Origin of the sequence: uncultured Flavobacterium sp. (genome assembly GCF_937967675.1) — a bacterium.
Taxonomy (GTDB): domain Bacteria; phylum Bacteroidota; class Bacteroidia; order Flavobacteriales; family Flavobacteriaceae; genus Flavobacterium.
The window spans coordinates 1-25,358 of record NZ_CALBSN010000040.1 but is presented as its reverse complement, the minus strand read 5'-3'; the positions used below and the strand labels follow the sequence as shown (position 1 = coordinate 25,358).

19 protein-coding genes and 1 pseudogene are annotated in these 25,358 nt (G+C 32.4%); all 20 read left to right on the top strand.

Features of this window, described 5'->3' with window-relative positions:
• A pseudogene (locus Q0075_RS02710) lies at positions 1 to 198 on the top strand (quinol:cytochrome C oxidoreductase); the annotation flags it as partial.
• A gap of 19 nt (positions 199 to 217) precedes the next feature.
• Positions 218 to 1,372, top strand: coding sequence for a cytochrome c oxidase subunit II (locus Q0075_RS02705; RefSeq protein ID WP_297868175.1), 1,155 nt, complete (start codon positions 218 to 220; stop codon positions 1,370 to 1,372).
• A gap of 31 nt (positions 1,373 to 1,403) precedes the next feature.
• Positions 1,404 to 3,170: a cbb3-type cytochrome c oxidase subunit I gene (locus Q0075_RS02700; protein ID WP_297868174.1), complete on the top strand. Its 1,767-nt coding sequence runs from the start codon at positions 1,404 to 1,406 to the stop codon at positions 3,168 to 3,170.
• 74 nt (positions 3,171 to 3,244) lie between these two features.
• A complete protein-coding gene (gene ruvB / locus Q0075_RS02695) occupies positions 3,245 to 4,267 on the top strand; it encodes a Holliday junction branch migration DNA helicase RuvB (protein ID WP_297868173.1) in 1,023 nt (340 codons plus the stop codon).
• Between the two features lies 1 nt (position 4,268).
• On the top strand, positions 4,269 to 5,195 hold the full coding sequence (gene queG / locus Q0075_RS02690; RefSeq protein ID WP_297868172.1) for a tRNA epoxyqueuosine(34) reductase QueG: 927 nt from the start codon (positions 4,269 to 4,271) through the stop codon (positions 5,193 to 5,195).
• Positions 5,196 to 5,284: 89 nt separating this feature from the next.
• Positions 5,285 to 6,166, top strand: coding sequence for a DUF808 family protein (locus Q0075_RS02685; protein ID WP_297868171.1), 882 nt, complete (start codon positions 5,285 to 5,287; stop codon positions 6,164 to 6,166).
• Between the two features lie 113 nt (positions 6,167 to 6,279).
• Positions 6,280 to 6,708, top strand: coding sequence for a hypothetical protein (locus Q0075_RS02680; protein ID WP_297868170.1), 429 nt, complete (start codon positions 6,280 to 6,282; stop codon positions 6,706 to 6,708).
• Positions 6,709 to 6,812: 104 nt separating this feature from the next.
• Positions 6,813 to 9,095, top strand: coding sequence for an NADP-dependent malic enzyme (locus Q0075_RS02675; protein WP_297868169.1), 2,283 nt, complete (start codon positions 6,813 to 6,815; stop codon positions 9,093 to 9,095).
• 8 nt (positions 9,096 to 9,103) lie between these two features.
• Positions 9,104 to 9,685: a Holliday junction branch migration protein RuvA gene (gene ruvA / locus Q0075_RS02670; protein ID WP_297868168.1), complete on the top strand. Its 582-nt coding sequence runs from the start codon at positions 9,104 to 9,106 to the stop codon at positions 9,683 to 9,685.
• Between the two features lie 63 nt (positions 9,686 to 9,748).
• On the top strand, positions 9,749 to 16,903 hold the full coding sequence (gene sprA / locus Q0075_RS02665) for a cell surface protein SprA (protein WP_297868177.1): 7,155 nt from the start codon (positions 9,749 to 9,751) through the stop codon (positions 16,901 to 16,903).
• A gap of 121 nt (positions 16,904 to 17,024) precedes the next feature.
• Positions 17,025 to 17,405, top strand: coding sequence for a glycine cleavage system protein GcvH (gcvH, locus tag Q0075_RS02660; protein WP_291109491.1), 381 nt, complete (start codon positions 17,025 to 17,027; stop codon positions 17,403 to 17,405).
• A complete protein-coding gene (locus Q0075_RS02655) occupies positions 17,395 to 17,754 on the top strand; it encodes a VanZ family protein (RefSeq protein WP_297868167.1) in 360 nt (119 codons plus the stop codon). The genes gcvH and Q0075_RS02655 overlap by 11 nt, the downstream gene beginning before the upstream one ends.
• Positions 17,755 to 17,810: 56 nt before the next feature.
• The gene (locus tag Q0075_RS02650; RefSeq protein WP_297868166.1) at positions 17,811 to 18,548 is read left to right on the top strand and encodes an energy transducer TonB; all 738 of its coding nucleotides are present in this window, start codon (positions 17,811 to 17,813) and stop codon (positions 18,546 to 18,548) included.
• Positions 18,549 to 18,639: 91 nt separating this feature from the next.
• The gene (locus Q0075_RS02645; RefSeq protein WP_297868165.1) at positions 18,640 to 19,395 is read left to right on the top strand and encodes an energy transducer TonB; all 756 of its coding nucleotides are present in this window, start codon (positions 18,640 to 18,642) and stop codon (positions 19,393 to 19,395) included.
• Between the two features lie 72 nt (positions 19,396 to 19,467).
• A complete protein-coding gene (gene deoC, locus Q0075_RS02640) occupies positions 19,468 to 20,211 on the top strand; it encodes a deoxyribose-phosphate aldolase (protein ID WP_297868176.1) in 744 nt (247 codons plus the stop codon).
• A 9-nt stretch (positions 20,212 to 20,220) separates the two neighbouring features.
• Positions 20,221 to 22,323 (top strand): gliding motility protein RemB, encoded by a 2,103-nt coding sequence (locus tag Q0075_RS02635; protein WP_297868164.1) that lies wholly within the window; start codon positions 20,221 to 20,223, stop codon positions 22,321 to 22,323.
• A 90-nt stretch (positions 22,324 to 22,413) separates the two neighbouring features.
• Positions 22,414 to 23,316, top strand: coding sequence for a heme o synthase (gene cyoE / locus Q0075_RS02630; protein WP_297868163.1), 903 nt, complete (start codon positions 22,414 to 22,416; stop codon positions 23,314 to 23,316).
• Between the two features lie 2 nt (positions 23,317 to 23,318).
• Positions 23,319 to 23,906: a cytochrome c oxidase subunit 3 gene (locus Q0075_RS02625; RefSeq protein WP_291109479.1), complete on the top strand. Its 588-nt coding sequence runs from the start codon at positions 23,319 to 23,321 to the stop codon at positions 23,904 to 23,906.
• 45 nt (positions 23,907 to 23,951) lie between these two features.
• A complete protein-coding gene (locus tag Q0075_RS02620; RefSeq protein WP_297868162.1) occupies positions 23,952 to 24,932 on the top strand; it encodes a cytochrome c oxidase subunit 3 in 981 nt (326 codons plus the stop codon).
• 20 nt (positions 24,933 to 24,952) lie between these two features.
• Positions 24,953 to 25,303: a cytochrome C oxidase subunit IV family protein gene (locus Q0075_RS02615; RefSeq protein WP_026724344.1), complete on the top strand. Its 351-nt coding sequence runs from the start codon at positions 24,953 to 24,955 to the stop codon at positions 25,301 to 25,303.
• Positions 25,304 to 25,358 lie beyond the last annotated feature (55 nt).

Genomic DNA, 25,358 nt, shown 5'->3' with positions numbered 1-25,358 from the left:
GGACATTATATTGATTTCTTCAATATGATTATGCCTGCAACAGTTGGTGATCAATGGTTTATTGGTATTCCTGAAATTGGAGCTTTAATGTTCTTCTTAGGATTATTTATCTTCGTTGTATTTACAGCTTTAACTAAGGCTCCATTAGTTCCAAAAGGAAATCCTTTAATTGAGGAAAGTAAACATTTTCATTATTAATAGTTAAAAAGAAATAAAAATGACAAGTTTCTTGGTATTTATAATTTTAGTTCTAGTAGGTATCGCTGTTTGGCAATTGACTAAAATTTTTGATTTAACCCAAATTGGCGCTTCTTCAGATGATGCTGAAATTGCTAATGATAAAGATAATAGTGTAAATGGTTACTTAATGTTTGCCTTTGTAGGTTTCATTTATTTATTTACAATTTACTCATTATATGCTTGGGGAGATTTAGTATTAGGTACTCCAGCCTCTGAGCACGGTCCTGATTATGATAACTTAATGTACATTTCTTTTGCTATCATTTTCTTTGTTCAAACTATTACTCAGTTTTTATTACACTACTTTGCTTTTAAATATAGAGGTAAAGAAGGTCAAAAAGCGTTATATTTTGCTGATAACAACAAGTTAGAGGCAATTTGGACAATTATTCCAGTTATCGTTTTAGCAGGTTTAATTATGTATGGTTTATACACTTGGAACAACATTATGTTTGTTAATGAAGAAGACAAGCAAGATGCTATCGTAATCGAATTATATGCAAAACAATTTGGTTGGGAAGCTCGTTATGCAGGTGATGATAAAACATTAGGTAAAGCGAATGTAAGATTAATTGAAGGTATCAATACTTTAGGAGTTGATTTAGCTGATCCAGCTGCTCAAGATGATAAAGTTGTTACTGAATTACATTTACCAGTTGGAAAAAAAGTAATTTTCAAAATGCGTTCACAAGACGTGTTACACTCGGCTTACATGCCTCACTTTAGAGCGCAAATGAACTGCGTTCCGGGTATGATTACTCAATTTGCTTTTACTCCAACAGTTACAACTGCTGATATGAGAAATGATGAAGCTATCATGGCTAAAGTGAATAAGATTAATAAAATCCGTACAGAGAATAGTAAGAAAATAGTTGCTGAAGGCGGTACCGCTTTAGATCCTTACACATTTGATTATTTATTATTATGTAATAAAATTTGTGGTGCTTCTCACTACAATATGCAAATGAAAATTGTTGTAGATACACCAGCAGATTTCAAAAAATGGTTAGCTGAAAAACCAACGTTAGCACAACAATGGAAAGAAGCTAATGCTCCGGCCCCTGCTGCTGCTGAAGCTACTAATGCAGTAGCTGTTGATTCAACCAAAGTTGTAGCTCAAGTTATTAAATAAGTTATTTTATATTAAATATAATAGAATTAGTATGTCACACGATCACGGTCATCATAAAGAAACTTTCATTACTAAATACATCTTTAGTCTTGATCACAAAATGATAGCGAAACAATACCTTATTTCAGGTTTATTAATGGGTATTGTTGGAGTTGTTTTATCTTTATTCTTCCGTATGCAAATTGCATGGCCAGAAGAATCTTTCGAAATTTTCAAAGTATTCTTAGGTGATAATTTTGCACCTGATGGAGTAATGCGTAATGATATTTACCTTGCTTTGGTAACTATTCACGGAACAATAATGGTATTCTTTGTACTTACCGCTGGTTTAAGTGGTACGTTTAGTAACTTATTAATTCCATTACAAATTGGAGCACGCGATATGGCTTCAGGATTCATGAACATGCTCTCTTTTTGGTTGTTCTTCGTTTCTTGTGTTATCATGATTTGTTCTTTATTTGTTGAATCAGGACCAGCATCTGCAGGTTGGACAATTTATCCTCCTTTAAGTGCTTTGCCTCAAGCTATTCCTGGATCTGGTTTAGGAATGACTTTGTGGTTATCTTCTATGGCAATTTTCATTGCATCTTCATTGATGGGGTCTTTGAATTATGTTGTAACTGTAATCAACTTAAGAACTAAGGGGATGACAATGACAAGATTACCATTAACTGTTTGGGCTTTCTTCGTAACAGCTATTATTGGTATCGTATCTTTCCCAGTATTATTCTCTGCAGCATTATTATTAATCTTTGATAGAAGTTTTGGAACATCATTCTTCTTGTCAGATATTTTTATTCAAGGTGAAGTTTTACATTACCAAGGTGGTTCTCCAGTATTGTTTGAACACTTATTTTGGTTCTTAGGTCACCCTGAAGTTTACATTGTATTATTACCTGCTTTAGGTATTACTTCTGAAATTATTGCTACAAACTCTAGAAAACCAATCTTCGGTTACCGTGCCATGATTGCATCTATCTTAGCAATTGCATTCTTATCAACTATTGTTTGGGGTCACCACATGTTCGTGTCAGGTATGAATCCTTTCTTAGGTTCTGTATTTACCTTTACAACATTATTAATTGCAATTCCATCTGCAGTAAAAGCATTTAACTATATTACTACATTATGGAAAGGTAACTTACAATTAAATCCTGCTATGTTATTCTCTATCGGATTAGTATCTACTTTCATTACGGGAGGTTTAACAGGTATTATTCTTGGAGATTCAACTTTGGATATTAACGTTCACGACACATATTTTGTAGTGGCTCACTTCCACTTAGTAATGGGTATCTCTGCACTTTACGGATTTTTTGCTGGTGTTTACCACTGGTTCCCTAAAATGTTCGGTAGAATGATGAATAAAAACTTAGGTTATGTTCACTTCTGGGTAACGGCTATCTGTGCTTACGGAGTTTTCTTCCCAATGCACTTTATTGGAATGGCTGGTTTACCAAGACGTTACTATACAAATACAGCTTTCCCATTGTTTGACGAATTAGCTGATGTAAACGTGTTAATTACAATGTTTGCAATCGTTGGAGCTGCGTTCCAAATCGTATTCTTCTGGAACTTCTTCTATAGCATTTTCTATGGTAAGAAAGCAACTCAAAATCCTTGGAGATCTAATACTTTAGAATGGACTACACCAGTGGAGCATATTCACGGTAACTGGCCTGGAGAAATTCCTGAAGTACACAGATGGCCTTATGATTATAGTAAACCAGGTCACGATGAAGATTTCGTTACTCAAGTTACACCAATGAAAGAAGGAGAAGAAGTTTTACATCATTAAGATTTTTTCCACAATATACAAACCTCTCCAATCGGAGAGGTTTTTGTTTTATAACTTTACTTATCTTTGCTTTTATGAATGATAATTTAAATCCCAATAAAGAATTCTATTCTCCGCAAGATATTGATATCGAAAAGGCATTGCGCCCATTAAGTTTTGATGATTTTTCTGGACAAGAACAAGTATTAGAAAATCTAATTGTTTTTGTACAAGCGGCTAATTTGCGAAATGAAGCATTAGATCACACTTTGTTTCATGGACCTCCAGGTTTAGGAAAAACGACTTTAGCTAATATTTTAGCAAACGAATTAGGAGTAGGAATTAAAATTACTTCAGGACCCGTTTTAGACAAACCAGGTGATTTAGCTGGATTGTTAACCAATTTAGAAGAACGCGATGTTTTATTTATTGATGAAATTCACCGTTTAAGTCCAATTGTGGAAGAATATTTGTATTCTGCCATGGAGGATTTCAAGATTGATATTATGATTGAATCGGGTCCAAATGCCAGAACTGTTCAAATTAATTTGAATCCTTTTACTTTAGTTGGAGCGACGACACGTTCGGGTTTATTAACTGCTCCAATGCGCGCTCGTTTCGGAATTCAAAGTCGTTTACAATACTATAATACCGAATTATTAACCACAATTGTCCAACGAAGTTCATCGATTTTAAAGATGCCAATTACAATGGAAGCTGCCATTGAAATCGCAGGTAGGAGTAGAGGAACACCTCGTATTGCTAATGCCTTATTACGTCGTGTGAGAGATTTTGCACAAATCAAAGGAAATGGTAAAATTGATATCGAAATTGCAAGATTTGCTCTTAAAGCATTAAATGTTGACGCTCACGGTTTAGATGAAATGGATAATAAAATACTATCCACAATTATCGATAAATTCAAAGGTGGCCCCGTTGGATTAACAACATTAGCTACTGCAGTTTCCGAAAGTGGAGAAACCATTGAAGAAGTATACGAACCTTTTTTAATTCAAGAAGGCTTTATTATTAGGACTCCAAGAGGAAGAGAAGTTACAGAAAAAGCTTATAAGCATCTAGGAAAAATTAAACACAATATTCAAGGAGGATTGTTCTAATTTGATAAACAACAAAGAAAAATACTCACAAATAATCAAAGCCGAATCCAAAAGACTCGGCTTTTTGTCTTGCGGTATTTCCAAAGCTGGTTTTTTGGAAGAAGAAGCACCTAGATTAGAAAATTGGCTTAATAACAATATGAACGGTCAGATGAGTTACATGGAAAACCATTTTGACAAACGCTTGAATCCAACTTTATTGGTGGATGATGCCAAAAGTGTAATTTCGTTATTATTGAATTATTATCCTTCCGAACTTCAAAATGATGACTCTTATAAAATTTCCAAATACGCTTACGGACAAGATTATCATTACGTAATTAAAGAGAAATTAAAAGAATTATTGCATTTCATCCAAACCGAAATTGGCGCTGTTTCAGGTAGAGCTTTTGTAGATTCGGCACCCGTTTTAGATAAGGCTTGGGCGGCAAAAAGTGGCTTGGGTTGGGTTGGGAAAAACAGCAATCTCATCACGCAAAAAGTCGGTTCTTTTTATTTTATTGCCGAATTAATTATTGATTTGGAATTAGAATATGATTCACCAACAACCGATCATTGTGGAAGTTGTACCGCTTGTTTAGATGCTTGTCCTACGGAAGCTATTGTAGCGCCTTATGTGGTAGATGGAAGTAAATGTATTTCGTATTTCACGATTGAATTGAAAGACAATTTACCACAAGAAATGAAAGGTAAATTTGATGATTGGATGTTTGGTTGTGATGTGTGCCAAGACGTTTGTCCTTGGAATCGATTTTCAAAACCTCATAATGAACCACTTTTTGAAGCAAATCCAGATATTGTGAATTTCTCAAAATCGGATTGGGAAGAAATTACAGTTGATACTTTCCAAAAGGTATTTAAAAATTCTGCGGTTAAACGAACTAAATATGAAGGCTTACTTCGTAATATCAATTTCTTGAAGAAATAAAATGATATAGTGTTTTTCAGACAAAAAAATGTTTTCAATTTCAAAACTTTACTGTAGTTTTGAGAGTAATTAAAAGAAAAAATAAAATTATGGCATCAGGATTTTTCGCAATTTTAGACGATATCGCTGCATTGATGGACGATGTAGCAATGACAAGTAAATTAGCAACCAAGAAAACAGCAGGAATTTTAGGAGATGACTTAGCAGTGAATGCCGAAAAAGCAACAGGTTTTTTAGCTTCAAGAGAAATTCCTGTGTTGTGGGCAATTACAAAAGGTTCGTTTATCAATAAATTGATTATTCTTCCAGTTGTTTTTGTTTTGAATTGGTTATATCCACCAGCTATTAAAGCCGCTTTAATCATTGGAGGAGTTTATTTAGCTTATGAAGGAGTAGAAAAAATTATCGAATACTTTTTTCATCGTGCTAAAAAAGGAGAAGAAGTTATCGCTGAAAGCAAATTGGAGGAAAATGACGAACATTCTGAAAAAGCAAAAGTAAGTTCGGCTATTAAAACCGATTTTATTTTGTCGCTTGAAATTGTCATCATCGCTCTTGGAACGGCAATGGAAAAACAACACGAATTAATTACTCAAATTATAAGCGTGACTTTAGTAGCTATTCTTGCCACTGTAGGAGTTTACGGTATCGTAGCTTTAATTGTAAGAATGGATGACGCTGGATTTTATTTGATGCGAAAAGGTAACGATAAAGGATTTTTATCTTCTTTTGGTGGGGTTTTAATTAAAGCGCTACCATTAGTCATTAAGTTTCTTGCCGTAGTTGGAACCATCGCGCTTATATTAGTTTCGGGAGGAATTTTCCTTCATAATATTGATTATTTGCATCATTTAATTCCACATAGTATTCCTTCTGTTATAGCTGAATTTGGTGTGGGAATCGCATTTGGTTTAGTAGCTGTTTTATTAATGAGGGGGTTTAAGAAGGTAAAGGGTTTAATTTCGAATTAAATTGATATTTAGGAGCATATTAGATTTTTTTAAGTAAAAATTTCCTGCGAATAATATCACTTTTCCTTAAATTAGATTTATATTAAGAAAGAGAACTTATAAATGAAAATTAAATGATTGAGTCCGAAAAAAGAAAATTCGCTTATTATTTTTTAATTACTTTTTCGATTTTATTATTTGCCATAAATGCGATTATTTCTTATTCTAATTATACACATGTAAAAGAAATAAAGAAAAATCCGCTTGAATTAATTGCAAAAGTTATTAAGGAAGAACAAAATACTTTTGGGACTCATAAATCGTTTAAATATTTGTTAGAATATTATTATAATGGAGTTAAATTCGAAAATTTTAAAAGAGGTATACATGAACATAATTTTTACAAATTAAATCAAGAGATAAATATTGTGGCATTTAAAGATAATCCTAACTTATTTGTTGTTAAGAATGAGATTGATAAATATTTAAATAGTTTGTTAATTTCAATTTTCGGAGTTTTCATATTTATTATTTTGGTTAAATTTAAATCAAAGATTATTTAGTTTTAAATTTCATTAATCCATTTATTTTTTTCAAAAGAATGCCAAAATAATTTCTCATTTTATACGTATACCCTTATATTTGTAAGTTAGTAAAATAAAAAACCATGCATAAAGATAGTAAACGTAGAGAAGCCTTATTATATCACGCAAAACCAACACCTGGAAAAATTCAGGTAGTTCCCACCAAAAAATATGCAACACAAAGAGATTTAGCATTAGCGTATTCTCCAGGAGTAGCAGAACCTTGTTTAGAAATTGAAAAAGACGTTAACAACGTTTATAAATATACCGCAAAAGGAAATTTAGTCGCTGTAATCTCAAACGGAACCGCAGTTTTAGGTTTAGGAGATATTGGTCCAGAAGCTTCAAAACCTGTAATGGAAGGAAAAGGTTTGTTGTTCAAAATCTTCGCTGATATTGATGTATTTGATATTGAAGTTGGAACAAAAGATATCGAAGAATTCATTGCAACGGTAAAAAATATTGCTCCAACTTTCGGAGGAATTAACCTAGAAGATATCAAAGCACCAGAATCTTTCGAAATTGAAAGACGCTTGGTGGAAGAGTTGAATATTCCAGTAATGCACGATGACCAACACGGAACTGCAATTATTTCATCAGCCGCTTTATTGAATGCAGTAGAGTTAGCAGGAAAGAAAATGGAAGAAGTGAAAATGGTCATTTCTGGAGCTGGTTCGGCTGCTATTGCTTGTGCTAATTTATATGTTTCTTTTGGTGTAAAACCTGAAAATGTTGTAATGTTCAACAGTAAAGGAGCCTTAAGAAAAGACGACCCAAGAGTTACGGATATGCAACGCCGTTACGCAACGGATAAACATTATGACGATTTAGCTCACGCTATGAAAGGTGCTGATGTATTTATCGGATTGTCTTCTGGAGATATCGTTACGCCTGAAATGTTATTGTCAATGGCGGATAATCCAATCGTTTTTGCGATGGCAAATCCAACACCAGAAATTAATTACAACTTAGCTATTGATACTCGTAAAGATATCATTATGGCAACAGGCCGTTCTGATCATCCTAACCAAGTGAATAATGTATTAGGTTTTCCATTTATTTTTAGAGGTGCTTTAGATGTTAGAGCTACAAAAATTAATGAGGAAATGAAAAAAGCAGCTGTTATCGCTTTAGCGGAATTAGCAAAAGAATCAGTTCCAGAGCAAGTAAATATTGCTTATGGCGAAACGAAATTAACGTTTGGTCGCGATTATATCATTCCAAAACCTTTTGATCCAAGATTAATTGCAGCAGTTCCACCAGCCGTAGCCAAAGCTGCTATGGAATCAGGTGTGGCAACAGCGCCAATTACGGATTGGGAAAAATACAAAGACGAATTATTAGAACGAATGGGTTCTGATAACAAAATGATTCGTTTGTTAACCAATAGAGCAAGAACCAATCCAAAACGCATTATTTTTGCAGAAGCGGATCAAATTGATGTATTGAAAGCAGCTCAAATTGTTCATGAAGAAGGTATTGGTTTTCCAATTTTATTAGGAAATCAAGAAATCATAAAAGAGTTAAAAGAAGAAATTGGTTTTGATACTGAAGTGCCGATTTTTGATCCAAAAACAAAAGAATCGGAAGCAAAAAGATTAGAGTATGCTAATCATTTTTGGGAAACCAGAAAGCGTAAAGGAATTACTTTGTTAGATGCCGAAAAATGGATGCGTGAGCGTAACTATTTCGGTTTAATGATGGTGAATACAGGTGAAGCCGATGCTATGGTTACAGGATATTCAAGAAGTTATCCAACCACTATTAAGCCAGTAATGCAATTGATTGATAAAGCTCCAGGGGTTTCTAAAATTGCTACTACGAATATGATGATGACAGCAAGAGGTCCGATTTTCTTATCGGATACGGCTATCAATCCAAATCCTTCAGCTGAAGAATTAGCGAGAATTGCTTTAATGACGGCTAAAACCGTTAAAATGTTTGGAATGGAACCTGTAATTGCAATGGTGTCTTACTCAAATTTTGGTTCATCACACAATGAAGGGCCAAGTAAAGTGAGTCAAGCAGTAGCATATCTTCACGAAAATTTTCCTGATTTAATTGTTGATGGAGAAATTCAGACGGATTTTGCATTAAATCCAGATATGCTTAAAAATAAGTTCCCATTTTCGAAATTGGTAAATAAAAAAGTAAATACACTTATTTTTCCTAATTTAGATGCAGCAAATATTACCTATAAGTTGCTGAAAGAGTTGAACAAGGCGGAATCAATTGGACCAATTATTTTAGGATTAGACAAACCAGTTCACGTGTTCCAATTAGGTGCAAGTGTTGAAGAAATGGTCAATATGGCGGCAGTTGCTGTTGTAGATGCACAAGAGAAAAATAGAAAACAAAACAGATAATTGATAATATGATAGCGCACATTCAAGGAAGATTAGTTGAAAAAACACCTACCGAAGTTGTAATTGACTGCAATGGTGTGGGCTATCATATTCATATTTCATTGCATACTTTTTCGTTAATTCCAGATTCAGAGAGTTTGAAATTATACACTTTTCTTCAAGTAAAAGAGGATTCGCATAGTTTGTTTGGATTTGTTGAAAAGCAAGAAAGAGAACTTTTTAAATTGTTACTTTCGGTTTCAGGTGTAGGAGCAAGTACAGCAAGAACTATGTTGTCATCTTTGGCGCCAGCTCAGATTATTCAGGCTATTGCTGCTAATGATGTGGCTACGATTCAATCGATGAAAGGAATTGGAGCTAAAACAGCACAACGAATTATCTTAGATTTGAAAGAAAAAGTGTTAAAAGTGTACAATTTGGATGAAGTTTCTGTGGTTGAAAGCAATACAAATAAAGATGAAGCGTTATCTGCTTTAGAGGTTTTAGGTTTTGCAAAAAAAGCGGCCGAAAAAGTGATAGATAAAATTATAAGAGATACCCCAAATGCCTCTGTAGAAAACTTAATAAAACAAGCTTTAAAAAATTTATAAAACTTGAAAAAAAATATCATAAAAACGGTTAGTAAATTAAAATATAGCCTTGCATTCTTTTGTATGCTTTTTTCGTTTTCACTACAAGCTCAGGTAGATGAAGAAAAAAAAGATTCTGTTAAAACAGGTGTTGATTTAGGTAAACTTAAAATGCCAAATCCTGCAAGTATAATTGATAAATATACCTATGATTCAGCTACAGATAGGTATATTTTTACAAGTAGTGTTGATGGTTATAGTATCAACTATCCTATGATTTTAACGCCAAAACAATATCAAGAATTGGTTTTGCGTGAACAGATGAGAAAATATTATCAAGAGAAGTCGGATGCAATTGATGGTAAAAAAGCAGGCTCAGAGCAAGCAAAAAGAGATTTATTACCTCGATATTACGTGAATTCTAAATTTTTTGAAACAATTTTTGGAGGTAATACTATTGATATAAAGCCCACAGGTTCTGTGGAATTAGATTTAGGAGTTCGTTTTACTAAACAAGATAATCCTTCTTTTTCTCCCCGAAACAGAAAGACCACTAGTTTTGATTTTAATCAAAGAATTAGTGTAGGACTTCAGGGAAAAGTGGGTACACGATTGAATGTTAATATTAATTATGATACGCAATCAACTTTTGCTTTTCAAAATTTAATAAAACTAGAATACACACCAACGGAGGATGATATTATACAGAAGATCGAGGTAGGTAATGTTAGTTTTCCACTTTCAAATTCTTTAATACGAGGTGCTCAAAATTTATTTGGAGTAAAAGCTCAGTTACAATTTGGCAAAACCACTTTTACAGGTGTTTTTTCTGAACAAAAATCACAAACAAAATCAGTTACTGCTCAAGGTGGAGGAACTTTGCAAGATTTTGAATTATTTGCGTTGGATTATGATGTGGACCGACACTATTTTTTATCCCAATATTTTAGAGATAAATACGACAAGGCTTTAGAAACATTTCCTTACATAAATTCTAGAGTTCAAATTAACAGAATTGAAGTTTGGGTTACTAACAAACAAAATAGGGTTAATTCAACTGATAATAATTTAAGAAACATTGTAGCTTTACAAGATATTGGAGAAGGACCATTGACAAATGTTTTGCCAGAAGAAACAGTTCATGTTAATTTGGTATCTAACCCTAATTTTTATAATGTATCTCCAGATACACCTTCTAGTAATACTAATAATAAATTTGATCCAAGTAATATTGGTAGTAATTTTTTGAATAGTTCTATTCGAGATGTTTCAACTGCTTCTAATGGGTTTAATATAACAGGAATGGCCGAAGGTGTTGACTTTGCAAAATTAGAAAATGCAAGAAAATTAACATCTTCTGAATATACATTTCATCCGCAGCTGGGTTATATTTCGCTTAATCAACGTTTGGCTAATGATGAAGTTTTAGCCGTTGCATATCAATATACAATCGGAGATCAGGTTTATCAGGTTGGGGAATTTGGGACAGATGGTGTGGATGCTACTAATGTTAGTTCGGGCGGTATACCTAATTCTCAGGCGTTAATATTAAAACTTTTAAAAAGTAATTTAACAGTTTCAGAATATCAAATAGGTGGTGTTGATCCTAAATTTACTATGCCAACGTGGAATTTAATGATGAAAAATATTTATCAAATTCCTGGAGGATATCAATTGCAACAAGAAGATTTTAAATTAAATATTTTATATACTGACCCATCACCGTTAAATTACATTACACAAGCTGGTTCAGACGCACTTCCCTCTGATGTTGCAGATACACCATTATTAAAAGTTTTTGATTTGGATAAATTGAATTATACAAATGACCCTCAAAATGGAGGCGATGGTTTTTTTGATTTTTATCCAGGATTGACAATAGATCCTTTAAAAGGGCGAATTATTTTCCTTAAAGCAGAACCTTTTGGAAAGCATTTATTTAATAAATTAGACTTATCTTCACTTTCAGAAAATTATGATTTAGTTTCAACTTACAATAGTAATCAGGCTAAATATGTTTTTAGAAGTTTATATAAAACAACTCAGGCAAAAGCACTGCAGGAGAGTGCAAAGAATAAATTTCAAATTAAGGGTCGCTATAAATCGATGGGTGGCGATGGTATTTCTATAGGAGCATTTAATGTTCCACAAGGATCGGTTGTTGTTAAGGCAGGAGGAAGAATTTTAGTAGAGGGTGTGGATTATACAGTAAATTACCAAATGGGTAAAGTGAATATCTTAGATCCTTCTCTTGCAAATACTCCTGTTGAAGTTTCTGTAGAAAATAACGCTGTTTTTGGGCAGCAAACGAGAAGGTTTTGGGGGTTTAATGTTGAACATAAATTTAATGATAAATTTGTGGTTAATGCAACTATGTTAAATTTAACTGAACGTCCATTTACCACAAAATCAAATTACGGACAAGAATCGGTTAATAATACAATCTTTGGATTTAACGGGAATTTTTCTACTGAAGTACCATTTTTAACTAGATTAGTAAATAAACTTCCTAATGTAGATACTGATGTTCCCTCAAATATATCACTTAGAGGAGAAATTGCTTATCTGAAACCAGGGGCATCTAAAGCCGACCAATTTAATGGAGAACCTACAAGCTATATTGATGATTTTGAAGGTTCACAATCAACTATAGACATGAGAACCCCGCTTGCATGGTCCTTAGCGAGTGTTCCATTAGAAGGGGCTTTTGATGGCAATATAACTTCAGATGAGCCAGTAGTTGATGCATTAAATGTAGGTTATAAAAGAGCTAAATTATCTTGGTATTCAATTGACCCCGTTTTTTATGTACAACCTCCAGCAGGAATTTCTGATAATGATTTGTCATCAAATAGGACAAGAAGAATTTTTAGTAGAGAATTATATCCTGTTACTGACATTGCACAAGGACAATCAACAGTAGTTAGTACATTAGATATGACTTACTATCCTAAAGAAAGAGGACCTTATAACTATAATCCCGATATAGCAGCAACTAATCAATTTTCAGAAATTGAAGCTCCAGAAAATTGGGCTGGTATTATGCGTTCCATAAATTCAACAAATTTTGAACAATCAAATGTAGAGTATATCCAATTTTGGGTTCTTGATCCTTACTATGGTAATTCTGGAGATGTGGCAGATCCTAATAATACAGGTAAAATAGTTTTTAATTTAGGTGAGATATCTGAAGATATTTTACGTGATGGTCGAAAACAATATGAAAATGGATTACCAGAAGCGAATTCAAATCAACCAACAATTTCTACTGAATGGGGAGAACAACCAGCTTCTCAATCATTAATATATGCATTTGATACCAATGCTAACAATAGGGAAGTACAAGATGTTGGATTTGATGGTTTGATTGATGGAGATGAGGCAATAAAATATCCTCAATTTGCATCACAACCTGACCCATCTGCGGATAACTATCAATTTTATTTGAATGCTGATGGAGGTGTTGTTTCTAGATATAAAAATTATAACGGATTTGAAAGGAATTCACCTGTTAATGTTACCGATACCAATAGAGGAAATACAACTTATCCTGATGTTGAAGATATTAATCGCGATAACACAATGAACACGATTAATGCTTATTTTAAATTTGAGGTTCCAATCTTAAAATATCCTGATTCAGATAATGGAGTTCCTATTGGACAGAATTATATTGTAGATTCTAGAAAATTTACAGATGTTTTACCTAATGGACAAACTGCTAATGCAAGATGGATTTTGTATAAGATTCCAATACAAGAATTTACTGACGCTAACAAAGTTGGTCCAATAAATGATTTTAGATCAATAAGATTTATGCGAATGTACATGACAGGATTTAAAGATGAAATTACATTACGTTTTGGAGCTTTGGATTTGGTTAGAGGAGAATGGAGACGATTTGTTAATTCGTTAGATATCAATGATCCTAATCCTGATGATGATAATACAGGTTTTGATGTAGTTGCTTTAAATATTCAGGAAAATGGTAATAGAAGTCCTATTAAGTATGTTACACCACCGGGAGTAGTTAGAGAACAATTATATAATAATAATACCGTTATAAATCAAAATGAACAGTCATTATCTTTAAGAGTATATGACAAAACTGGTGGGCTTTCACAAGGGTTACAACCAAATGATTCTAGAGCTGTTTTTAAGAATGTGAGTGTTGATATGCGACAATTTAAAAAATTGCGTATGTTTTTACATGCTGAAGGAACTGAGAATGGAGGTTTACAAGATGATAATCTAATTGCTTTTATAAGATTTGGAAATGATTTTACAGATAACTTTTATCAAGTAGAAATCCCATTAAAGGTTACTGCTTTTGGAGAATCTTCTGCAGATGCTATTTGGCCGGCTGAAAATGAAATCGAAGTACCTCTATCGCTATTAACTAAATTAAAAATATTATCATTGGCTAGTGATCCTTCAATTGTTTACGATCCTAATGGAATTGGTTTTGTAGAAGAGGAGAATCTTGGGTCTTCAAAAAACAGATTAACACTAGGGATTAAAGGGAATCCAAATTTTGGATTGGTTAGAACTTTAATGATAGGTGTAAAAAATAAGTCGGGTCAAGTTCAAAGAGGAGAAGTTTGGTTTAATGAGTTGCGTATGTCAGATATGGACAATAAAGGAGGATACGCAGCAGTAGCAAACTTAGATACTAATTTAGCCGATTTTGCAACGGTTTCTGCAACAACTCGAATGAGTACAATTGGCTTTGGATCTCTTGAGCAAGGTCCTAATGAAAGAAGCAGAGAAGATGTTTTTCAATATGATATTGTTACTAATTTAAATCTAGGTAAATTATTACCAAAAAAATGGAGAATTAATTTACCATTAAATTATGGTGTTGGCGAACAAACAATTACTCCTAAATTCGATCCGTTCTATCAAGATATTGAATTGAAACAACTCTTAAAATTCACTTCTGATCCTACTGAGCGTTCTAATATAGAGAATCGTGCAATAGATTATACTAAGAGAACAAGTATAAATTTAATTGGTGTTAAGAAAGAAAAAAATCCAGAAAAGAAACCTCATTTTTATGATGTAGAGAATATTACGCTATCGTATTCACTTAACGAAACACAACATCATGATTATGAAATTGAAAATCTAGTTGATCAACAAAATCGATCTACTGTTGATTACGCATATTCATTTAAACCTTTAAGTGTTGAGCCTTTCAAAGAAACAAAGTTGTTCAAGAAAAGTAGTTATTATAAATTACTATCCGATTTTAATTTTAATTTTTTACCGACTAATATTTCTTTTAGTTCAACTATTTTAAGACAATTTAATAAGCAAAGATTTAGATTGGTAGATGTTCAAGGTATTGGATTAGGTGATTTGTATAGAAGAAATTATTTTTTTAATTATCAATACGGATTAAACTATAATATAACAAAGTCTCTTAAGGTTAATTATACAGCTTCTTCCAATAATATTGTTAGAAATTATCTTGATGAAAATAACATGCCTATTGATGGTCTTGATATATGGGATGATTATTGGAATACAGGACAAGCTAATCAACACAACCAACAATTTGTTGTAAATTATGATTTGCCTATCAGTAAGTTGCCTATATTTAGTTTTGTAAAATCTACATATACTTACACAGGTGATTATAATTGGCAACGTTCTTCAGATGCGTTTTCTTCCATTCAAGCTGAAGATGGAACTCTTTACCAACTTGGAAATACAATTCAAAATGCTAGTTCTCATAAATTGAATACAGCCTTAAATATGGATTTGTTTTATAAGTATATCGGTTTAACCAAAACAAAATCTAATAAAAGTGCAAAGAATAAAGAAAAACAAGCTGCTCCAAAGCCAGGGCAAAAAGTTACAGCTGCTCCAGCAAATAAAAATATTTCAACAGAGCGAAGCGTGTTTTCCGCTGGTTTAATAGGAGTTCTTACGAGTGTAAAAAACATACAAATTAATTATACAGAAAATAGAGGAACGGTTTTGCCAGGGTATTTGCCAGGATTAGGATTTTTTGGATCATCAAAACCTACTTTAGGATTTATTTTTGGAAGTCAAGCAGATGTTCGATATGAAGCGGCAAAAAATGGTTGGCTTACAACCTTTCCAGAATTTAATCAAAATTTCACTCAAATACAAAACAAAAAATTAAATCTTACAGCAAAAGTTGAAGTCTTTCCAGACTTAACAATAGATTTGAATGCAGATCGTTCTTATACTTATAATTTTTCTGAGCAATATGATGTTTCTGGAGGAGTTTATAATTCACGTTCTCCATACGATTTTGGTAATTTTAATATTTCTACAATTCTTATAAAGACGGCCTTTTCACAAAGTGATTTAAATTTTTCAGAAGCATTTCAAGATATGAGAGATAATAGGTTAGTTGTTGCAAATAGACTAGCTGAAAACTACTATGGTTCATCTGTTTTTCCTAGGGATACAGATGGGTATCCTGTAGGGTATGGGAAAAATAGTCAGCAGGTTTTACTTCCTTCTTTTATAGCGGCTTATTCAGGAATAGATGCTGGTAAAGTTTCTACAGGGGTTTTTAGAAACACCCCTTTGCCAAATTGGAATATTAAATATACCGGACTAATGCGTTATTCATGGTTTAAAGAAAATTTTAAAATGTTTTCTATACAGCATGGTTACAGAGCTAGTTACAATGTTAATGCATTCAGATCAAATTTAAATTCATCACCAACGGATGCTAATGGTAATTTCTTTGCTAATAAAATAGTATCTAATGTAAATTTAGTAGAACAATTCAATCCTCTTGTTAAAGTTGATTTTACTCTAAAAAATTCTTTAAAATTTCTTGCTGAAATAAAAAAGGATAGAACTCTAAATATGAGTTTTGATAATAATTTGTTGACGGAAGTTGTTGGTAATGAATACATAATTGGATTAGGATATAGAATCAAAGATGTAACTATTAATTCTGCTTTAGCCGATAATGTTTCAGGAGTTATAAAAAGTGATATTAATTTGAAAGCCGATTTTTCTCTACGAAAAAGTAATACTATTGTTCGTTATTTAGATTATGACAACAATCAATTAGGAGGTGGTCAAAATTTATGGTCTCTAAAACTAACTGCCGATTATTCGTTTAGTAAATATCTAACAGCAATTTTCTTTTATGATCATCAATTTTCTCAAGCTGTAATATCAACTTCTTTTCCAACAACAAATATTAGAAGCGGATTTACACTACGTTACAATTTTGGTAATTAAATGATTATTAAGTAAATTAAATAGAGATTAATTTTTAAAGTTTTTTGCAAAAAAAAATAACAAAAACCTTTTTTTCTATTCAATAAATAAAATTACATTTGTACTTCAAAATTAAAAACAAATGAATATACCAACTAGTTTAAAATACACTAAAGACCACGAATGGGTTTCTGTAGATGGTGACGTTGCTACTGTAGGGATTACTGATTTTGCTCAAAAAGAATTGGGTGATATTGTTTATGTGGAAGTAGAAACATTAGATCAAACCTTAAATAAAGACGAAGTTTTCGGAACAGTTGAAGCGGTTAAAACAGTTTCTGATTTGTTTTTACCTTTATCAGGAGAAATTATTGAATTTAACGATTCTTTAGAATCAAGTCCAGAAAAAGTAAATACTGACCCTTATGGTGATGGTTGGATGGTAAAGGTGAAAATTTCTAATATTGATGAGATTGATACACTTTTGTCAAGTGAAGATTATAAAGCACTTATTGGAGCGTAAATTCTTTTGGCTTGCTTTAATTTGGACTTTTGTTATAACTGTTGCAAGTTTGGTAAGTGTAAATTCATTTTCAAAAATAAAATCTGTTGGTAATGATAAGATAGTACATTTCTTATTTTACCTTTTCTTTGTAATATTATGGGGATTAGTAAAAAGGCAAAATGATTCAAATAGAAAATATTATCTATTTGTTTTCCTAGTTGCAATGAGCTATGGCTTAATTATCGAAGTTTTACAAGAGATATTAACAAATACAAGACAAGCAGATTTTTATGATTTTTTGGCAAATACAATCGGAGCATTCGTAGGTTTAATTGTTTTGCTTTATTATAAGAATAAATTTTTTTAATTTTTTTTCAAAACATTTCTAATATTAAGTATATTAGCACCTTCAAAAATAAAGTTATGGAAGTAAAGAAAAATCCAAATGTTGATCCAAAGAGAAATAGCTCTCTTTATTTTCTTGTAGGCTTAACAGCAGTATTAATGTTAACTTATGTGAGTTTAGAGATGAAATCTCAAGATCCAATCGAAGAAACTGTAGAAATTGGTGTTGCAGATAACATGATAGCAGATGAAGAAGAGGTTATTTTAACAATGCCTCCTGCACAAAGACTACCACCTCCACCTCCACCAGCACCTGAAGTAATTCAAATTGTTGATAACAAACAAGTTTTAGAAGAAAAGAAAATTGAAACTACGGAAGTAAATGAAAATAAAGCTGTAGTTGTAACTCAAGCTTCTTCATACGGAGAAGAGGGAGGAACTGCTGAAGAAATTGATGAAGAAGTTCCTTTTGCTGTAATTGAAGATGTTCCTGTTTTTCCTGGATGTGAAGGTGTTGCTAAAAACAAACGATTAGAGTGTTTTATGGAGCAAATGGCTAAGCATATTAAGAAAAACCAACAATATCCTGAAAGAGCAATGGAAGATAATATTCAAGGTAGAGTATCAGTTCTTTTTGTTATTGATAAAGATGGAAGTATTACTAATGTTCAAGCTAGAGGACCTAAAGGTGGTGAGCTGCTTGAAAAAGAAGCTCTAAGAGTAATCTCTAAATTACCTAAATTTAAACCTGGTATGCAAAGAGGTAAACCTGTAAAAGTAAAATACAGCCAGCCAATTACATTCAAATTACAATAATATAAAATCCCAACTGAAAAGTTGGGATTTTTTTTGGCACATAAATTGTATAGACTAATTAACAAACCGTTAACTATTAATCTATATAATTATGAAAGCAAATGTCGATTTCCCGAAAAGATCAAAAAATAGTTTTATCTATTTTCAAGTTGGTTTAATTGCTACGATGTTAGTGGTGCTTTTTATTCTTGAATTTAATTTTGAGGATAAAAAATACAAAGCAAAATATATTCCTACAGTAGATATCCCTGAGGAAGAAACGTTTGTATACAATCCTGCGCCCATAACGAAACCTCAAATTACTGTTAAACCATTAGTTACAAAAAGTCCACTTACACAGGTTTTTAAAATTACTAAAGAAGAGCCTAAAAAGGAGGATAATCAAACAAAATTAGCAAGTCAAGATAGTCATGGGGATAATCAAAGCAATACAAATTCAAATCCAATCGTAAATCCTGATAATACTGGTAAAGTTGAAACCCCATCAGAATACTCACCTTTTTCGGTTGAACAATTGCCCATGTTTCCAACTTGTAAAGGATTAAGTAGAGCAGAACAAAAAGCTTGTTTCGATGAACAATTAGCTAAAGCGATTGTGAAAAACTTAGTATATCCTGAAGAAGATTTAGAAGCTGGAAAGCAAGGGGTAGCCCAAGTAGAATTTATAATCGATGAGAATGGAACTATTACTAATGTTGTGGCTTTAAATAATAAAAGAGCCACTTCTGAAATGCAAAAAGCAGCCGAAAAAGCAGTAAAGAGAGTTCCTAAATTAATTCCTGCTAAGCAAGGAGATAAGTCAGTGAGAATCAAATATTCGATTCCTGTTGTGTTTAAAATACGATAACTAAATAATATTGTGATAAAAAGTCCCATTTCGATGGGATTTTTTTATTTTTACACTTTTAATTCTTACGAAATGAACATCAAGCAATATTTAGATTCAACCTATCTTAAAACAGCAGCTCAGGCAAATCTCTCTGAAGATGAAAACACAGAAGTTGTTAAAAATTGTATTCAAGAGGCCATTGATAATGATTTTAAATTGATTATGATTCGTCCAGATAAAGTTGCTTTGGCAAAAAGAATGATTGAAGAATCAAATTCAAAAGTAACTATTGGAACTGTTATCGATTTTCCATTAGGAAATGGAACTTTAGATAATAAATTATCAGAAGCGAAACGTGCTATCGAAAATGGTGTTGATGATCTGGACTATGTGGTAGATTATGAGGCTTTTAAAAGGGGTGAAATAGATGTTGTAAAAGAGCAAGTTTTACAAGGAACAAAGTTAGGATTAGAGTGTAATAAAATTGTAAAGTGGATAATTGAAGTAGCAGCTTTAGATAATAATCAAATTGTACAATTATCGGCATTAATTAAGAATGTGGTAATTGCTAATTTTAGTGAAAAAGAATACGATAAGGTATTTGTGAAATCATCAACAGGTTTTTATAAAACGCCAGAAGGTGTTCCAAATGGAGCTACAGTTCCAACCATTAAATTAATGCTTGAAAATTCTTGTCCGCTACCCGTTAAAGCTGCAGGAGGAGTAAGAACTTATGAAGAAGCTGTAGAAATGGTTCAATTAGGCGTAAAACGAATTGGAACTTCAGCTGCTATAGCAATTGCAAATGGCGAAATTTCAAATAGCGATTATTAAAAATATCTTATGAGAAAAATATACTGTTTCCTATTGTTGTTTCTCGGATTTACAACTTTTGCTCAACATTCGTCAAATGAACAATTTCCAATATTTTCAGATTGTGTAAATGCTACTGGTAAACAACAGGAATCTTGCTTTTATAATACGATTCAAAATTATTTTTATAACAATTTTAAAGTACCACAAGAACTTCAAGATCAAAATTATAAAGGAACAGTAATTGCTGTTTTTGAAGTGGATACTACGGGAGATTTCAAGGTTTTGTATACCGACGCAGCACATGAGTCACTAAAAAAAGAAGCTGCTCGTGTTTTTGAATCATTGCCAAAAGTTTCACCTGCTACTTATGCAGGAAAGCCAACGTATTCCAAATTTTCTATAAAAATCAATATTCCTTTAGTTGCCCCAAACACTCTAGAAGATGTAGCTACTAAATATGCCAAAACAAATACGCTGTTAATTGATAACAAAAAAGAATTATCAGAATACGATGATTTGGTGATAAAACCATTCGAAAATCCGCAGTTTAAAAGTTCGGGAATTGTGCAGTTTTCACATCAAAATTATGGTGTTTTCGATGCTTTGTTAAATCAAGTAGGAAGCAATAATCACACGGCTTCAAAACCTTATTCGTATGATGAAGTAGCAAAATATTATGATTTTGAAACGGCAAACCAATCTTTTGCGAAACAAAAAGCATCTTGGTGGGGAAGAAAACTATGGAACGAAAATTTAGTAGCGATTCAAGGTGAAGAATATTGGTTCACTCTAAATCCAATTTTCGATTTTAGATTAGGAAAAGATACTGAAAGTGAAGCTTCGAACACATTTGTTAACACAAGAGGTTTAATTGTAAATGGTGGTTTAGGAAAGCAATTAACTTTTACAACTTCTATCTATGAAAGTCAAGGTAGATTTGCTGATTATTACAATGCATACGCAGAAAGTATTCGTCCTTCGGGTGGAAATTCAGCGATTATCCCAGGAATTGGAATTGCCAAACGTTTTAAAGAGGATGCTTATGATTTTCCATTGGCAGAAGCAAATATCAAATACCAACCAAGTAAATTTGTAAATCTACAACTAGGTTACGGAAGAAATTTCTTAGGTGATGGATATCGTTCTTTATTACAAAGTGATGGTGCAAGCCCATATCCGTATTTCAAAATCAACACTACTTTTTGGAAAATTAAATACACCAATACCTACATGTGGCTAAAAGATGTTCGTGATGCCGCTACAGTTGACGGAACCTATACTACAAAATACATGGCAAGTCATTATTTGAGTTGGAATGTAACTAAAAGATGGAATTTAGGTTTCTTTGAAAATGTGGTTTGGACGAATACCAACGATAGAGGTTTCGATTTTAATTTTGTGAATCCATTAATTTTTTACAGAACGGTTGAGTTTGGCTCATCGTCTAAAACAGGAAATGCATTGCTTGGATTAACTTCAAAATACAAACTGAACAATCAAATTAACTTTTACGGACAGTTTTTAATTGACGAGTTTGCAATTGGTGATGTAAAACAAAGCAATCAAAGTTGGAGAAATAAATTTGCATACCAAATTGGAGCTAAGTATTATGATGCGTTTAAAATAAAGAATTTATTACTTCAGGTAGAATATAATCAAGTGCGTCCTTACGTGTATTCGCATAGTGATCCAATTACTAATTACGGTCACAACAATCAAAGTATGGGGCATTTATGGGGAGCGAATTTTAGAGAATTTATTGCTATTGCACGTTATTATAAAGGAAGATATTTTGCTGATGCGAAATTAATTTACGGCCAACGCGGATTTGATTTTAATAACGGAACCGATAACTTCAACTACGGAGGTAATATATATTTAGATTACGATGAAAATCGCCCATACGATACTGGGGTTTCAATTGCGCAAGGAAATAAAACAACGGTTATGATTGCTGATTTACAAGTAGGGTATTTAGTTAATCCAGCTTCAAATTTAAAAGTTTTTGGAAATGTAATGTTGAGAAATTTCGACCCAACAGCTGAAACTGCAGCAACAATAAAATCAAACACCACTTGGTTTTCAATTGGATTAAGAAGCGATTTATTTAACTGGTATTTTGATTATTAGTAGATTTAACGAATTTTCTAAAATCTAAATTCTAAATTCTAATTTTCATATCGTATCTTTGCGCGCAATTTCACAGCGAAAAACACTAAAGTGGACACGAATACTCAACCTCAAATTAAAAAATCTTTTTACAAAGACTTTGTAGAAATTACAAAGGCACGCTTATCTATTAGTGTAGTGGTTTCTACTATTGCGGGTTATTTGTTAGGATTTAATGAGGAACAACCGTTTCAATGGTTGGTTTTAGCACTATTAATCGTTGGAGGTTACTGCATGGTGGGCGCTTCCAATGTTTTCAATCAAATCATAGAAATTGAATTAGATGCCAAAATGGACCGAACTAAAAATCGTCCATTACCTTCTGGTAGAATCTCTAAACAAAATGCTTTTATTTTAGGATGTGTTTTAACCATTTTAGGATTAGCTATTTTATACAATGTAAATCCTAAAACCGCTATGTTTGGCGCAATTTCGATTTTCATGTATGTGAGTTTGTATACGCCATTAAAAACGGTAACGCCGCTTTCTGTTTTTGTTGGAGCTTTTCCAGGTGCTATTCCTTTTATGTTAGGTTGGGTAGCTGCAACAGGTCAATTCGGAATTGAAGCTGGAACGTTATTTATTATTCAATTCTTCTGGCAATTTCCACATTTTTGGGCCATCGGTTGGTTCTTGTATGACGATTACAAAAAGGCTGGGTTCTTTATGTTGCCAACAGGAGAACGCGATAAAAAAACAGCACTTCAAACGATTTTATATACGATTTGGATGATTTTAGCCTCGATAATTCCAGTTTTTGGGTTTACCGGAAATTTGATTTTATCGAAAACTGCAGCGGTAATCGTATTTTTGTTAGGATTATGGATGTTGTTTTATGCGGTACAGTTACACAAACAAATGGATGCAAAAGCGGCAAGAAAATTAATGATTGTTAGTGTTTCGTACATTTCCTTGTTGCAAATAATATATGTTATAGATAAATTTTTACGATAGTTATGGAAAATAGAATGACTTTGGAAGAAGAACAAGCTCGCAAAGGCAGAACGTACAAAATGTTGTTGTGGTTTGGGATGATTAGCATCTGTATGATTTTCGCTGGACTAACAAGTGCCTATGTAGTAAGTAAATCAAGACCAGATTGGTTGAAAGATTTTGTATTGCCTTCTGCATTTGTAATCAGTACAGTAGCTATGTTAGTAAGTAGTTTTACTTTTTACTTAGCTTTACAAGCAACAAAAAAAGACAACAGAAATGGTGCTTCAATGTTTTTATTGATTACTTTAGCGCTTGGAATTGCGTTTATAGTATTACAGTTTAAAGGATTTGGGCAAGTAATTGAAAATGGCTACTTTTTTACAGGAAGTGAAAGTAATGTAACTACTTCATTTTTATATATCGCTGTTTTAGTTCATATTGCACACCTTTTAGGGGGTATTATTTCGCTTTTAGTAGTAATTTATAATCATTATAAACAAAAATACAATTCGGCTCAAACCCTTGGTATAGAGCTAAGTGCGATGTATTGGCACTTTATGGATTTTATTTGGGTTTATCTGTTTTTATTTTTCTATTTTTTCAAATAGAAAAAAAATAATAAATTTGGGAACTTTTTAACAATTAAAAAATTTATGGGAGCGACAGTTATTACAGACGAACACGCTTTAGACGGAGGTCCAGGACCATTAGGAGCAACCTATGGTAAAATGATGATGTGGTTTTTCATCTTATCAGATGCATTAACTTTTTCTGGTTTCTTAGCCGCGTATGGTTTTTCAAGATTTAAATTCATTGAAACTTGGCCTATCGCCGATGAAGTTTTTAACCACTTTCCATTTTTACATGGCGTAAATGCACCTATGTATTATGTTGCGTTAATGACTTTTATCTTAATTTTCTCTTCAGTTACTATGGTGTTAGCAGTTGATGCAGGTCATCACATGAAAAAAACTAAAGTAGCATTTTACATGTTGTTAACTATTGTTGGTGGTTTTATCTTCTTGGGTTCTCAAGCTTGGGAATGGAAAAATTTCATCAAAGGAGAATATGGTGCTGTTGAAACTAAAGGGGGTTCAATCTTACAATTTGTTCAAAAACAAGAAGACGGAACTTTTAAAAGAGTAGCTTTAGCTGATTTTGCTGCTACATTACCAGAAGCAAGAGAGCAATTAAACAGAAATAATGGTATGTGGTTCATGAGTGAAGCTTCTTTACCAACCTATTCTGTTAATGAAGTTGTTGAAGGTTTTAAAGCAGATGAGTCTATTTTAGTTCGTTCAGAGTATTTAAATACTGAAAAACATAAAACTGTTTTATCAAGAGAAGAATCTTTAAAAAGATTAGCTGAAGCTAAATATGTTGTAGAAGGTGCTAACTTAGTTAGAAACGAGTACGGTCATAAATTATTTGCTAACTTCTTCTTCTTTATTACAGGTTTCCACGGATTTCACGTATTTACAGGAGTATTAATTAATATCATCATTTTCTTTAATGTGTTATTAGGTACTTACGAGAAAAGAAAAAGTTACGAAATGGTTGAAAAAGTTGGATTGTACTGGCACTTTGTCGATTTAGTGTGGGTATTCGTATTTACTTTCTTCTATTTAGTATAATTATTTAATAAAAGTATATCATGGCACACGCACACGAATCAAATACAAAAAGAATTTGGGTAGTTTTCGGAATACTATCTGTAATTACTATCGTAGAAGTTTTATTCGGTATCTATAAACCAAAGGCATTGTTTTTTAACAATTTCGCTGGAATGAACTTGCTAAACTGGTTGTTCATTATCTTAACTATTGTAAAAGCTTATTATATTACTTGGGCTTTCATGCACATGGAAGGTGAGAAAAAATGGTTTAGAAGATCTATCGTTTGGACAGTAGTTTTCTTAATCCTTTATCTATCTTTTATTTTATTAGTTGAAGGAAACTATGTTTTTGATGTTTACAAAACAGGTCATTTAAAGTGGATATTTTAACACTTGTTTCTATTATATAATCCCGATTTACATCGGGATTTTTTTTACTTTTGTA

Coding starts and splice junctions, on each gene's coding strand:
- Q0075_RS02615 (WP_026724344.1), top strand. CDS start 24,953: ATGGCACACGCACACGAATCAAATACAAAAAGAATTTGGGTAGTTTTC.
- deoC (WP_297868176.1), top strand. CDS start 19,468: ATGAACATCAAGCAATATTTAGATTCAACCTATCTTAAAACAGCAGCT.
- Q0075_RS02700 (WP_297868174.1), top strand. CDS start 1,404: ATGTCACACGATCACGGTCATCATAAAGAAACTTTCATTACTAAATAC.
- Q0075_RS02685 (WP_297868171.1), top strand. CDS start 5,285: ATGGCATCAGGATTTTTCGCAATTTTAGACGATATCGCTGCATTGATG.
- Q0075_RS02675 (WP_297868169.1), top strand. CDS start 6,813: ATGCATAAAGATAGTAAACGTAGAGAAGCCTTATTATATCACGCAAAA.
- Q0075_RS02650 (WP_297868166.1), top strand. CDS start 17,811: ATGGAAGTAAAGAAAAATCCAAATGTTGATCCAAAGAGAAATAGCTCT.
- ruvA (WP_297868168.1), top strand. CDS start 9,104: ATGATAGCGCACATTCAAGGAAGATTAGTTGAAAAAACACCTACCGAA.
- Q0075_RS02635 (WP_297868164.1), top strand. CDS start 20,221: ATGAGAAAAATATACTGTTTCCTATTGTTGTTTCTCGGATTTACAACT.
- Q0075_RS02645 (WP_297868165.1), top strand. CDS start 18,640: ATGAAAGCAAATGTCGATTTCCCGAAAAGATCAAAAAATAGTTTTATC.
- sprA (WP_297868177.1), top strand. CDS start 9,749: ATGCTTTTTTCGTTTTCACTACAAGCTCAGGTAGATGAAGAAAAAAAA.
- Q0075_RS02625 (WP_291109479.1), top strand. CDS start 23,319: ATGGAAAATAGAATGACTTTGGAAGAAGAACAAGCTCGCAAAGGCAGA.
- Q0075_RS02705 (WP_297868175.1), top strand. CDS start 218: ATGACAAGTTTCTTGGTATTTATAATTTTAGTTCTAGTAGGTATCGCT.
- Q0075_RS02680 (WP_297868170.1), top strand. CDS start 6,280: ATGATTGAGTCCGAAAAAAGAAAATTCGCTTATTATTTTTTAATTACT.
- gcvH (WP_291109491.1), top strand. CDS start 17,025: ATGAATATACCAACTAGTTTAAAATACACTAAAGACCACGAATGGGTT.
- ruvB (WP_297868173.1), top strand. CDS start 3,245: ATGAATGATAATTTAAATCCCAATAAAGAATTCTATTCTCCGCAAGAT.
- Q0075_RS02620 (WP_297868162.1), top strand. CDS start 23,952: ATGGGAGCGACAGTTATTACAGACGAACACGCTTTAGACGGAGGTCCA.